Consider the following 12,241-nt stretch of genomic DNA (forward strand, 5'->3'; position numbering starts at 1 on the left):
TGCCCGCCCGTCGACTGGCTGTCGCCCGGGCCGTCGCCTGGCAGATAGGCGGTGCGCTACACTTGGGACTCGCTGATCCATGCCCGTCATGCCTAACCTGCGGAGTCCCACGATGCGCGCCTCTTCCTCCCTGTCTTCGTCGATGCGTTCGCCGCTGTGCGTGCTGCGCTGGCTGCTGCTGGCGGCCATGGCCAGCCTGATGAGCGCTTGCGGCTACAACGACTTCCAGGCCAAGGACGAGGCGGTCAAGGCGGCCTGGGGCGAGGTCATCAACCAGTACCAGCGCCGCGCCGACCTGATCCCCAATCTGGTCAACACCGTCAAGGGCTACGCCACGCACGAGCGCGAGACGCTCGAAGCGGTGACCAAGGCGCGCGCCGCCGCCACCAGCATCCAGGTCTCGCCCGAGACCCTGAACGACCCGGAAGCGTTCAAGCGCTTCCAGCAGGCGCAGGGTGAGCTGTCCAGCGCGCTGTCGCGCCTGCTGGCGGTGTCCGAGAACTACCCGCAACTGAAGGCCGATGCCTCCTTCCGCGACCTGCAGTCGCAACTGGAAGGCACCGAGAACCGCATCACCGTGGCGCGCCAGCGCTATATCGCCGCGGTGCAGGACTTCAACATCCTGGCGCGCAGCTTCCCCACCAACCTGACCGCGATGATCTTCAAGTACCCGGTCAAGCCATCGTTCACGGTGGACAACGAGAAGGCCATCTCAACGCCTCCGGCGGTCAAGTTCTGAGGCAGCGGCCATGGGCCTGACCGTCGGCCGTTCGCAGCAGCCGTCCTTCTGGCGCACCGGCATGGCAGCGCTGCTGCTGTGGCTGGCGGCATGGCTGTGCCTGCCGGCGCTGGCGGCCGATGGCTTCGTCCCGGTGCCGCCGCTGACCCAGCGCGTCACCGACCTGACCGGCACGCTGAGCTCGCAGCAGCGCACCGCGCTGGAAAACGTACTCGCAGAATACGAGCAGCAGCGCGGCAGCCAGATCTTCGTGCTGATGGTGCCGACCACCGAGCCCGAGCCCATCGACGCCTACAGCATCCGCGTGGCCGATGCCTGGCGCGCCGGGCGCAAGGGCATCGACGACGGCGTGATCGTGCTGATCGCCAAGGACAATCCGCCCGGGCTGCGCAAGATGCGGCTCGAGGTCGGCCGCGGCGTGCAGGGGTCGCTGACCGATGCCATGTCCAAGCGCATCCTGCAGGACGTGATGGCGCCGCACTTCCGCCAGAACGATTTCTACGGGGGGCTGGCGGCCGGCATCTCCGCCATCCAGGCCACCATCGACAAGGAAGGGCTGGCCGGTCCGCAGCCGCGCAAGGCGCAACAATCCTCCGCGCTGGCCGACTGGCTGCCGGTGCTGTTCCCGCTGGCGATCATCCTGTTTTTCTTTATCGGCGCGATGCGGCGCTCGCGCGGGCCGCAGATCGTCACCACCCGGCGCGGCCGTGACGTGATCGCCGGCGGCCTGGGCGGATTGGGCGGCTACGGCATGGGGCAGGACTGGGGACGGCGCGGCGGTGGCTTCGGTGGAGGTTTCGGCGGTGGCGGTGGTGGTGGTGGCGGCTTCAGCGGCGGAGGCGGCGGCGGCTTCGATGGCGGCGGCGCGTCCGGCAACTGGTGACACAAGGAGCGATGACCATGCCCCATCTCCGACGTGCCCTGCACCATTTCGCCACCAGCACCGGCTACGCGCGCAGGCACTTCCCGGCCGAGGCCCAGCAGCAGCTCCATGCGGCCGTGCATGCTGGCGAATCTCGCCATCGCGGCGAAATCCGCGTGGTGATCGAAGCCAGCCTGCCGCTGGGCCACGCCTGGACCGGCGTGACCCCGCGCGAGCGTGCCCGCTTCCTGTTCGGCGCGCTCGAAGTCTGGAATACCGCCGACCATACCGGCGTGCTGCTCTATATCAACCTGGCCGACCACGCCGTCGAGCTGCTGGCCGACCGCGGCATCGACGCCAGCGTGGGTCCGGCGATCTGGCGCGAACTGTGCGACGAACTGGCGCATGGGCTGAAGCAGGACCTGTCGGTGGCGCCGGTGCTGGTCACGGTGGCGCGCATCCATGAGTTGCTGGTCCACCATTTTCCGTCGGATGGGGGGCATAACCCCAACGAGCTGGACGACCGGCCGGTGGTGATCTGACCGGCTTCCCTGTGGAGCCGTTCACGGGTGAAACATCCTTTTGCCCGATATGGCGCCTAAGGCCAATGACGCTACGCTTTGCAGGCAAGCAGACATCACGGCGGGGCGAAGATTCCGCCGGAACGAACGGGGGAAACGATGTCAGATGGCCTGATCCAAAGCGCGCCGGTTATCTCGGAACCGAAGGTCAATCTTCGGGAAGTACTGCTCGAGGTGCTCTTGAGATGCTCTACCGCGCTGATACTTGGCGCGTTCGCCTATGCCGCGATCCGGCAGTGGCTGGCAGATCCGTCACGGATCACGTTGCTGTTGCTGGTGCTTGCGAATTGCCTGACCGTCGGCCTGTCTCTCTTTGCCCGGGTGCCAAAAAGGCGAGACTGGCACCCACTCACCGTTCTTTGCTCCTTGGGCGGCACGTATTACTTCCTTGGTATTCAGTTGGCCCCAGGGCAGCACCTGGCGCCGGAACTTGTTGGCGCCAGCCTGCAAGTCGTGGGCATTGCGTGGCAGATCTACGCAAAACTGTCGTTGCGTTTCTCATTCGGGATACTCCCCGCTAACCGAGGCATCGTAACAAACGGCGCCTACCGGTTCGTGCGGCACCCGATCTACCTGGGCTACCTGATCGCGGATATCGGCTTCCTGCTGACCAACTTCGGGCTGCAGAACCTGCTGGTCTACACCGGACTGTATGCGCTGCAGGTCGTGCGGATCCACCGGGAAGAGGCGCTGCTGTCCGACGATCCAGAATACCGCCAGTACCGTGAGAATGTCCGGTTTCGTGCCGTGCCAGGGATCTATTGAGCAGTGTGCCTGCCCGCAAGGATTTCAGCGGGCGTCGGCAACAGCCGGCCTCCGACGCGCGCCCATCAGATACCACACCGCTGCCAGCACCTGCAACACTATCAGCCCGCCCCACGCCGCCATGTGCGCCGCCTTTGGATAGTGGCCACCGCTGGACGGGAACAGGTCCAGCACAAACCCCACCCCGACCTGGCACGCAAAGGTAGCCAGGAACACCGTCAGCGTCAGCGCCGTGGTGGCCCGCCCGATCAGCGCGTCGGGAAAGCTGCGCGCCAGCACCGCATAAGTCAGGATGCCGCTGGAGCCGAACACGCCGTAAGCCGCCCACAGCAGCACCGGCGGCAGCGGCACCTGCGCCATCAGCAGCGCCTGCACCACGATAAAGCCGGTCATGCCAATGCCGGCAAAGGCATAAAGGCTGACGCCGATGCGCTCCAGGTGGCGCGCCGCCCAACCCGAACCGACGCAACCCGCCATCATCGCAAGGCCGATCACCGAGACCAGCCGCGCACTGGTGGCAGGATCGAAGCCGGGCACATCGCGCAGGAAGGCACCGACCCACAGCGTCTGCACCGCCAGGAACACGCCCTGGTTCAGCAGCGTCAGCGGCACCACGCGCCAGAAACGCTCGCTGCCCAGAATCTGGCGCGTGCCGCGCAATTGCTCGCGCAGGCTTTCCTTGCCGGCACGCGGCTTGTCGGGCACGCCGAACCACAGCAGCGCCGCCATCGCCAGCGACACAGCCGCCAGCCCGGCGCTGACCATGCGCCAGTCCGCCAGCGACAGCAGCCACGACAGCGGGGTGCCGACCAGCACCGCGCCGAACCCGCCGATCGCCATCACCACGCCATTGAGCAACGGCATGCGCGACAGCGGGAACCACATCGACAGCGCCTGGATCGCGGCGCCAAGGCACACGGATACGCCCACGCCGATCAGCAGCCGGCCGGCGGCCAGCCCGGCCATGCCCGGCGCCAGCGCGAACACCAGCGAGCCGGCAACCGCGACCAGCAGCATCGCCGCCTCGGTGCGGCGCGGGCCATAGCGGTCCAGCAGGATGCCGGCGGGCAGCTGGGCACAGGCAAAGCCAAGGAAATAGAAGCTGGTGAGCAAACCCAGGTCGCCGGCATTGAGCCCCAGTTCGCGTGTCAGGTGCGGCGCGAAGCCCAGGTTGACACCGCGGAATACATAGGAAACCAGGAAGCCGAGCGAGAACACGGCCAGCACGCGCCAGCGGACGGCGGTTTGCTGCGTCGGCGCGGGGGCGGAAGACAAGGCAGAAGGAGTGGTAGTCGTCATGGCCAGCATTGTCGTCCCCATTCCGGTGCAAGGCCAACGAAACATAGCCGCGGCAATTGTGAGTAGAATTTGACGGCCATGGCCAACTCCCCCGGCAAACCCGCCGATCGCCCCCTCCATTTGCCGCCGCTGCAAGCGCTGCGTGCGCTGGAGGCCGCCACGCGCCACCGCAGCTTCTCGCGCGCGGCCGAGGAGCTGGCGCTTACGCACAGCGCCATCAGCCATCATATCCGCGGGCTGGAATCCAGCCTGGGCACCAAGCTGTTCCAGCGCACCGGCAGCCAGATGACGCCGACCAGCGCGGGCGCCCGGCTGGCCGAACAGTTGCGCGCCGCGCTCGACGGCATCGAAAGTGCGCTGCGCGAGGCCGGCAGCAGCGGCGCGCCGCCGGTGGTGCGGCTGCAGGTCAGCGTGATGGAGGACCTTGCCAATGCCTGGCTGATCCGGCGGCTGCCAAGCCTGCATGCGCAGGTGCCGTCGCTGGACCTGCATTTGCGGCTGCACGCCGAGATCAGCCCGCCCGACCCGTACAGCGTCGACATCGGCATCTGGCACCAGCGCGTGGACCTGCCCGGCTTCGAGTGCCACAACCTGATCGAGGACCACGTCATCGCCGTGGCCAGCCCGGCGCTGCTGGCGCGCTACCCCGGCTTCACGCTGGCCGACGTGCCGCGCCTGCCGATGCTGCGCTTTGCGCTGCGCCCGTGGCGGGACTGGCTGGAAGCCGCCGGCCTGCCGGGCGACGAGCCCGAGCGCGGCCCGATCTTCCAGGATGCGGGGCTGATGCTGCAGTCGGCCGTGGCCGGCCTGGGCCTTGCCACCGCGCGCGCGCAGCTGGCGCACGATTACCTGTCGAGCGGCCAGCTGGTGCAGATCGGCTCGACCCGGATCCCGTCCAGCCTGCACTACTGGGTCACATGGCGCGAAGGCAACCCGCGGGAAAAGGCCATCCACGCCTTCCACGCCTGGCTGCAGGCGCAGGTGCGCGGCGAGGCCACGCAAACGCCTCCCACCGCTGGCGGGCAACAACTGCAGTTTCATTCATGAAATTGTTTCGTACGCCGATGTTGGCAATACGAATCATTTTCGGTAACGCCTGACAATTCAACGGCTGGCGAGCGATCCTGGCGCCGGCCCTGGGTCTCTGGTCGCGTCCTTCGCCCAGGTCGGCAACTGTCCCAAGTTTCAGCGATGCAACCGTTTCGCTGGCCATGCCAGCGCGCATGGATCGCCCGCGCTACTCATCCAAAATGATGAGGCGGGCAAGGCCGCCTCATGCGCGAAACCATGCCGATGCCTGTCAACGTCCGTCGTACAAGCCTTCTACCGTGGGTACGCTCTACCGCGAAGCGCTAAAAGGCTGATACAGCCAATCTCCGGCAAGCCTGCGCAACCCGCAAACCGGCCATGCCGGTGTAAAGGAAATGCAACTCCCTCGAGCGGGTTATCGCGTGCTGCATCGGAGCCATGGCGCCCGAGCGTTTGAATTAGCGCCTCCCCTCTTTCGGATGGCCGCGGATTCACGCAAGTAAGGCATTCGACACACTAAACCGTAAAGATGTGGCGTATTCCCGGCACAGTCATCCTCGCGTATGTTGCAATGCAGCATGAAAGCCCCATGCGATGTATCAGAATCGGAACGCTTTTTTGCAGCACTGCGACGTCCGGAACGCTCGATTTTGGCAACTTTACTTTCGAATCAATGACTTGCCTCCCACTGGCACGTTCGTCGCACTTATGTCCCCGCGAACAGAAGCCCGACACAGGGGAAGTCTGAAACGGAAGCGGCAAACATACTGGCATGCGTTCGCCGAAGGTCAGTTTCAGATCGACTCTCGCATCCCAGGGTGGGCGTCGGGCTGGTGCTGTAAGCGTCGGGCCACGCGGCAGGAACTGGCCCGCACCGGCGGGTCGTTGCAGCGGCCGCCGACAAGATTAGAGGAGGTCTTTCGGGACACGGGCCGCGCGCTTGCGCGTGGCCCGTGCAACCTGGAAGAACCCTGCCAGCCCGGACCACCGGGCGGCGAAACGGGGATCGCGGACGCACGGCTTGCCGGCGCGTCTGAAGAATGGGGTGCTGACCGGCCTGCCATGCAGGCGCGGCGAAATACCGCTGCCGCGACCGATGCCATCGACATTGGCGCGGCAGCGGCGAATCGCAGCGCAGCGGCGGGACGGCAAGAGCAGAGTTCGGGGAGGACGCCAGCGACGCATCCATGATGCATCGACGGCGCAGGCTTCAGGGCCACCGAGTCCGGTGCGTGGCATCCGCCGCGTCCGGCTTCGTCAGATAAAAAGAAATCCGGGGAAATCGTATGAGCGCGTATGCCAACCGCCCGCTGCTGTATCTTTCGCAGCATCACGACGCCATGCTGTGCAGGGTCCTGTCGCAACGGGGCTGGAAGATCAGCTTTGCGTCGAGCCTGCAGGAACTGCTCGCGCTCGCCCACAGCGCCCAGCCGGCCGCCGCGCTACTCGACGTGCACAGCGGCTTCAGCGATGCCGAGCTGGAATCGTTCGAACCCTGGCTGGCCCAGCCGCAATTCGGCTGGATCGGCATCGTCGCCAGCCGCGAAGCGCTGAGCGAAGCGGCACGCCGCCTGCTCGGCCTCTACTTCGTCGACTACTACACCTCCCCTTTTGAGTCCGCCGACCTGGCCCACTCGCTTGGCCACGCGCACGGCATGGCGCAGATGCGGCCCGCCGTACAGCGCGCCGCGGCCAGTTCGCGCCCAGACGGCATGATCGGCACCTGCGCCGCCATGCAGACGCTGTTCCGCGGCATCGAGAAGGTCTCGCGCTGGGACACCCCCGTACTGATCTCGGGCGAGTCCGGCACCGGCAAGGAACTCGCCGCTCAGGCCATCCACCGTGCCAGCGAACGCGCGCAAAAACCCTTCGTCGCCGTCAACTGCGCCGCCATCCCGCCCACGCTGCTGATGTCCGAACTGTTCGGCTACGAGCGCGGCGCGTTTACCGGCGCCACCAAGCGCAAGCCGGGGCGCATCGAGATGGCACAGGGCGGCACGCTGTTCCTCGATGAAATCGGCGACATGCCGCTGGAAAGCCAGACCAGCCTGCTGCGCTTCCTGGAGACCGGCCGCATCGAGCGCCTCGGCGGCACCGAATCGATCGAAGTCAACGTGCGCATCATCTCGGCGACCCACGTCGACCTCGACGCTGCCATCGCCGCCGAACGCTTCCGCGGCGACCTCTACCACCGCCTGTGCGTGCTGCGCGTACGCCAGCCGCCGCTGCGCGAACGCGGCAGCGACATCATGCTGATCGCCGAGCACGTGCTCGAAAGCGTGCGCAAGCAGTCGCCGGCCCGCATCCGCGGCTTCTCGCCGACCGCCCTGCGCGCGATCCAGCAGCACAACTGGCCAGGCAACGTGCGCGAGCTGATCAACCGCATCCGCCATGCGGCGGCGATGTGCGAGGGAGGGGTAATCCAGCCGGCGGACCTGGAGCTGGCAACGCCTGTGGAAGAACGGCCCAAGACGCTGTCAGCGATCCGCGAGGAAGCTGAGCAGCATGCGATTGTGGAGGCGCTGCAACGCAACCATGAGCGATTAATAGATGTCGCGGCGGAACTGGGGATCTCGCGGGTGACGTTGTTCAGGTTGATGCGGGATTATAAGCTGCAGGTGAAGAAGGGGGATATGGGGATGGTGTGCGTGCAGGGCTCATGACCTTGCTTGCTGAGGAATTGACCTATGTCTCCAGATGCCTATCTCGAAATGGCCGCCACGGAAGCCAGCCACTGGTGGTTCCGTGGGCGGCGCGACATCCTCACCACCGTCCTGGCCGGCATGGCGCTGCCGCACAACGCAGCCATCCTGGAGATCGGGGCCGGCACCGGCGGCAACCTTGCCATGCTCGCGCAATTCGGCAACGTCAGCGCCGTGGAAATGGATGCCACGGCCCTGCGGCTGGCGCGCACCAAGACCCAGGGCGCCTTTGACTTACGCAACGGCCGGTGCCCCGACGACATGCCGTTTCCGGATCACGGCTTTGACCTTGTCTGCATGCTCGACTGCCTGGAACATATTGCGGACGATGCCGGCTCGCTCGACTGTGCAGCAAAGCTGCTGAAGCCAGGCGGTGCGGTGCTCATCACCGTTCCAGCCTATCAGTGGTTATGGAGCGCCCACGACGTTTTCCTTCATCACCAGCGTCGCTACTGCCAGCGCTCTTTGCGTGCACTGGCCACGCGCTGCGGCATGCGCGTAGATAAAATGTCCTACTTCAATACACTGCTGTTTCCGCTTGCCGTAGCTGCCCGAATCGGCGACCGGCTGAGCGGCAACCGGAAGGCAACGGGAGCCGGCCTCCCTCCCCGGCCGATCAATCATGCATTGCACCGCATGCTAAGCACTGAACGCCACTGGCTTGCGCGCGCATCCTTGCCATTCGGTATTTCGCTGATGGCCGTCCTGCGTGCATCGCGAACGTGAGCAACGCCACGCCCGAACTTCGCCGGATCAGGCGTTTTCTGTTATCGGGCGCCGCTTCCACATGCGTACATGTGGCGATTGCCACGACGCTCGTCAGCGCTCTGGAGACGTCGCCGGCATTGGCAAACGGCGTAGCGTTCGTGTCAGCAACTGCATGTTCCTATTTGCTTAATACCCTCTGGAGCTTCCCATCCCCGCTGCACAAGCGGACACTGGGACGCTTTTTCGCGGTATCCCTGATTGGCCTGTGCCTGACCATGGCGATTTCCGGGACGGCTCAGTACGTCGGCGCCAGCTATTGGGCAGGCCTGGCCTGCGTCCTGATGGCAGTCCCGGTCTTCACCTATCTTGCACACCGGGAATGGACCTTTCGGGCGCAGGCGTCAACGGGCACGTAGCGTGTCTATGTGTCAGCGGCCGCTGACCGCTTGCCGCGGTCGATCCGGATGACGCGCTTGCTCGCTGCGATCTGCCGCTCCTGCCCCATCTCCTGATAGCGACGCCTTATCAGGTAGATCGGTCGCCCCTTGGCTTCGTCATAGATTCGGCCGACATATTCACCAACCACACCAAGCCCGATCAGTTGTATGCCTCCCAGGAACAACAACACGGACAGCAGTGACGCGTAGCCCGGGACATCGACCCCAAGGACCAGAGTACGCCCCACGATAAAGGCACCATAACCAAAAGCACCAAATGCGATCACGCTCCCGATGTAGGTCCAGCTGCGCAGCGGCATGGTGCTGAAGCTGGTAATGCCTTCGAGCGCCAGGTTCCACAGCCGCCAGCCCGAGAATTTGGAACGTCCCGCACTGCGCGCTGCCCGTTCATAAGGCACGATGACTGTCCGATATCCCACCCAAGCAAACAAGCCTTTCATGAAGCGATGGCGTTCCGGCAGTTGCTTCAACGCATTGATCACCGAGCGATCCATCAGGCGGAAGTCGCCGACGTTCTCAGGGATTTTCAGGTCAGACACGGAGTTATGCACGCGGTAATAGGCTGCCGCGGTCAGTCGCTTCAGGAAGGAGTCGCTGGCCCGGCTGGTGCGCTGCGCCAGGACCACCTCGGCCCCCTGCCGCCAGCGCTGGACCAGCGTGGGTATCAGCTCAGGCGGATCCTGCAAGTCAGCATCGAAGGGAATCACGGCATCTCCGGTCGCCTCATCGATGCCGGCGGTCAGCGCCGCTTCCTTGCCAAAATTGCGCGTCAGGTCTATCACGCGGATGCGCCCGTCGCGACGCGACTCGAGCAACAGCCGTGCAAGCGTATCGTCCGTGCTGCCATCATTGACGCAGACGATCTCGAAGCTGGTGGCCGGGATCGATTCCAGCACCGGAACCACACTCGAGAAAAATGCGTGTAGCGCCGACTCCTCGTTGTAGAACGGTACCACCAGTGAAAGCAGCTTCGACTCAAAGTTGGCCATGTTGGCATCCCCCAGGGCGCGGTACCGAGCGCCTCGTCATCAGGCATCACGTGGTGCCTTACCCGTGCGTTCCAGCCGGATTCTCCAGACGCCCAGCGCCAGCGCCAGCAACAACCCCAGCGGCATCGGCTGAAAATCGATCCGTCCACCCATAGACATGCCGTACAGCGGCAGCAGCCACAGCAGCACCAGCAGTTCGCGCTCCCCCCACAACCAGCCATTGCGGTGGCCGTGTATTCCCAGCCAGGCAATGGCGAATCCGAGGAAAGCAAGGTCATAGTCATAGAGGTAGGCCGGCACCAACAGCCCGGCACAGACCAGTACCGCGACGCGCAGCGCAAAACTGCACGGCCAGGCCCACGCGTAAACCACTGCGGCCAGCGCCGCGATCGCCACCAGAGCGTGCAGGCCGTATGACCAGCCCAGGCTGCCCGATAGCATCTTCACCGCCGCGAATACCGTCGGCATACGTTCAAGCAACATCGCCCCCTTCTGCAACTCAGCGGTCATGCGACCGGCGTTATGCAGGAAGGCGAGGAAGGCGTCAGGGCCAAACACCAGCAGCGCCGTTAGCAACAGCAGCGCGGCCGTAGCCGCCATCGCACCCAACGCGCGCCAGTTGCGGCTGCACAGCAGCGCCACCGGAAACACGATCGCGAGATGTGGCTTCACCGTGACCAGTCCCAGGAGCACGCCAGCCAGCACTGGCCGCGAGCGCAAACAGGCCAGCGCCATACCGGCACAGCCCGCCAGCCACAGGGCGTTCTGCCCGCTGGCAAGCACCACGGCAATTCCCGGAAACGCAACCCCGGCCAGCCAGGCTTGCCGCGGCAGCGTCCGGCACAGCGCATGCACATACCAGCCCGCGCCCCCGGCGAGAAAGAGAAACGTGGCCAGCCCATATGGCAGCAGCCCAAACGCCAGCACGAAGAGCAGGAAAGTCGGCGGATACACCCACGGCAGCACGCCATAGCCAAGCGCAATTTCCGGCACCGTCGCCACTTCCACTTCGCGCAGCATGGCGTAGTCATAGGGTGCGACCGCGCCGTGAGTCAGTGCCAGCTTGGCGGCGCTCCAGAACACAACGAAGTCTGCGCCAGGATCGAACACCCCAGGCACGTCAAGTACACAGGCGCGGAAGGTCCAGATCCCGAAGTACAGCGCATAGCAAAGCAGCGCTACGTACGAGTACAAGCGCAGGCGGCCGGCGTCGAGCCAGTGAGCGGTTGCCGAACTGAAGAGCGCGCGGCGTGCGCCGAAATCCGTGGAGGCCATATCAGTTCCGCACCATGGCGCCCGCGGTGATCAGTAGCCCTACGTCGCTGCCTGCGCGCTTGCACTGCTGACCAGGCAAAACGCTGGTGTCACGTGCCGCAGCTCGCCGGATAGGTGCCTGCGTCATGGAATTCCCCCTTCTGCTTTGTGTGTGCGGGCCGTCTGTGACGCATTGCGCTATTGATTCCGGCGGCAATGGGATGCCCGTGTTTTCGCCTAGTGTTGATGCGCGCGGGGCATTAACGCAAGACAGAAGGAGTCCTTGCGGCAAGGATGGCGCGGCACAAAACACGCTGGAAGGCATCGACGTTGCGATTCTGAATCACCGGGCCTGCAGGCCTCCGGAAGCCGCCATGGGAAAGGAGTTGCGGGATGCCGCCAGGCCCCGGCAATGATCATCGCGATGTCATCCGCAACCCGCTGACGTTTCTATCCGGAAACGTCGCCCCCGCAGGCAGGCGGCTCGTCCATCTGTCTATCGGAGACGCCCGGATCATCCGTGCCTGTCTCTCGCGCTCAACCGAGTGCGGTACGCGTCGCGCTCAACTTCATCCTTATGGTTGAGTCGCGTGCATGTACCCAGACCCCACACACCGGGCCAGGCCGAATCACCCGCTCATCCGAAAGTCGCGTCATCCGAAATCCGTTGCCGCGCAAGCGTTTCCGGGTGGCAACGAGCGCCAGCCAAATTCGTGCATTTTGACTTGTTCGGATCGGCCCCGAACTGGAGCACCTGCCGCAAAGCCTTGTGCGACAACGGTTTGCGTCTATCTGGCCCGCGCTTTGCCTATGCCAGGCATGCGGCGCACCGCCAGACGCACCGCAACTGCCAGC

Annotated in this window: 11 protein-coding genes; 8 read left to right on the plus strand and 3 right to left on the minus strand. The window is 65.0% G+C overall.

Annotation, left to right across the window (positions count from 1 at the left end; translation table 11 throughout):
* Window positions 1-112: 112 nt before the first annotated feature.
* From J8I82_RS20350 to J8I82_RS20365, 4 genes are all read left to right on the plus strand, one after another.
* Window positions 113-739: a LemA family protein gene (locus tag J8I82_RS20350; RefSeq protein ID WP_209760556.1), complete on the plus strand. Its 627-nt coding sequence runs from the start codon at window positions 113-115 to the stop codon at window positions 737-739.
* 61 nt (window positions 740-800) lie between these two features.
* Entirely contained in the window at window positions 801-1,622 is an 822-nt protein-coding gene (locus J8I82_RS20355) for a TPM domain-containing protein (protein WP_431831565.1), read from the plus strand.
* 17 nt (window positions 1,623-1,639) lie between these two features.
* Window positions 1,640-2,143 carry a TPM domain-containing protein gene (locus J8I82_RS20360; RefSeq protein WP_209760558.1) on the plus strand — a complete coding sequence of 168 codons (504 nt, stop codon included), beginning with the start codon at window positions 1,640-1,642 and terminating at the stop codon, window positions 2,141-2,143.
* A gap of 138 nt (window positions 2,144-2,281) precedes the next feature.
* Window positions 2,282-2,947, plus strand: coding sequence for a methyltransferase family protein (locus tag J8I82_RS20365; RefSeq protein WP_209760559.1), 666 nt, complete (start codon window positions 2,282-2,284; stop codon window positions 2,945-2,947).
* Window positions 2,948-2,971: 24 nt separating this feature from the next.
* Here J8I82_RS20365 and J8I82_RS20370 read toward each other — a convergent pair whose 3' ends face one another.
* Window positions 2,972-4,246 carry an MFS transporter gene (locus J8I82_RS20370; protein WP_431831562.1) on the minus strand — a complete coding sequence of 425 codons (1,275 nt, stop codon included), beginning with the start codon at window positions 4,244-4,246 and terminating at the stop codon, window positions 2,972-2,974.
* A gap of 78 nt (window positions 4,247-4,324) precedes the next feature.
* Here J8I82_RS20370 and J8I82_RS20375 point away from each other — a divergent pair, with 78 nt between their 5' ends.
* From J8I82_RS20375 to J8I82_RS20390, 4 genes are all read left to right on the plus strand, one after another.
* The gene (locus tag J8I82_RS20375; protein WP_209760561.1) at window positions 4,325-5,293 is read left to right on the plus strand and encodes a LysR substrate-binding domain-containing protein; all 969 of its coding nucleotides are present in this window, start codon (window positions 4,325-4,327) and stop codon (window positions 5,291-5,293) included.
* A gap of 1,268 nt (window positions 5,294-6,561) precedes the next feature.
* Window positions 6,562-7,938, plus strand: coding sequence for a sigma-54 dependent transcriptional regulator (locus J8I82_RS20380; RefSeq protein WP_209760562.1), 1,377 nt, complete (start codon window positions 6,562-6,564; stop codon window positions 7,936-7,938).
* Window positions 7,939-7,962: 24 nt separating this feature from the next.
* The gene (locus tag J8I82_RS20385; protein WP_209760563.1) at window positions 7,963-8,703 is read left to right on the plus strand and encodes a class I SAM-dependent methyltransferase; all 741 of its coding nucleotides are present in this window, start codon (window positions 7,963-7,965) and stop codon (window positions 8,701-8,703) included.
* Complete coding sequence (locus J8I82_RS20390) at window positions 8,700-9,101, plus strand: GtrA family protein (RefSeq protein ID WP_209760564.1); 402 nt, start codon at window positions 8,700-8,702, stop codon at window positions 9,099-9,101. The genes J8I82_RS20385 and J8I82_RS20390 overlap by 4 nt, the downstream gene beginning before the upstream one ends.
* 5 nt (window positions 9,102-9,106) lie before the next feature.
* Here J8I82_RS20390 and J8I82_RS20395 read toward each other — a convergent pair whose 3' ends face one another.
* Window positions 9,107-10,132: a glycosyltransferase family 2 protein gene (locus tag J8I82_RS20395; protein WP_209760565.1), complete on the minus strand. Its 1,026-nt coding sequence runs from the start codon at window positions 10,130-10,132 to the stop codon at window positions 9,107-9,109.
* A gap of 39 nt (window positions 10,133-10,171) precedes the next feature.
* Entirely contained in the window at window positions 10,172-11,407 is a 1,236-nt protein-coding gene (locus J8I82_RS20400) for a glycosyltransferase family 87 protein (protein WP_209760566.1), read from the minus strand.
* Between the last annotated feature and the right edge of the window lie 834 nt (window positions 11,408-12,241).

Source organism: Cupriavidus consociatus, assembly GCF_017814975.1.
Taxonomy (GTDB): domain Bacteria; phylum Pseudomonadota; class Gammaproteobacteria; order Burkholderiales; family Burkholderiaceae; genus Cupriavidus; species Cupriavidus consociatus.

What these genes read in the sequence shown, in the direction of transcription:
- J8I82_RS20355 (WP_431831565.1), top strand. Translation starts at nt 801, where the DNA reads ATGGCAGCGCTGCTGCTGTGGCTGGCGGCATGGCTGTGCCTGCCGGCG.
- J8I82_RS20400 (WP_209760566.1), bottom strand. Translation starts at nt 11,407, where the DNA reads ATGGCCTCCACGGATTTCGGCGCACGCCGCGCGCTCTTCAGTTCGGCA.
- J8I82_RS20375 (WP_209760561.1), top strand. Translation starts at nt 4,325, where the DNA reads ATGGCCAACTCCCCCGGCAAACCCGCCGATCGCCCCCTCCATTTGCCG.
- J8I82_RS20350 (WP_209760556.1), top strand. Translation starts at nt 113, where the DNA reads ATGCGCGCCTCTTCCTCCCTGTCTTCGTCGATGCGTTCGCCGCTGTGC.
- J8I82_RS20395 (WP_209760565.1), bottom strand. Translation starts at nt 10,132, where the DNA reads ATGGCCAACTTTGAGTCGAAGCTGCTTTCACTGGTGGTACCGTTCTAC.
- J8I82_RS20380 (WP_209760562.1), top strand. Translation starts at nt 6,562, where the DNA reads ATGAGCGCGTATGCCAACCGCCCGCTGCTGTATCTTTCGCAGCATCAC.
- J8I82_RS20370 (WP_431831562.1), bottom strand. Translation starts at nt 4,246, where the DNA reads ATGACGACTACCACTCCTTCTGCCTTGTCTTCCGCCCCCGCGCCGACG.
- J8I82_RS20365 (WP_209760559.1), top strand. Translation starts at nt 2,282, where the DNA reads ATGTCAGATGGCCTGATCCAAAGCGCGCCGGTTATCTCGGAACCGAAG.
- J8I82_RS20385 (WP_209760563.1), top strand. Translation starts at nt 7,963, where the DNA reads ATGTCTCCAGATGCCTATCTCGAAATGGCCGCCACGGAAGCCAGCCAC.
- J8I82_RS20360 (WP_209760558.1), top strand. Translation starts at nt 1,640, where the DNA reads ATGCCCCATCTCCGACGTGCCCTGCACCATTTCGCCACCAGCACCGGC.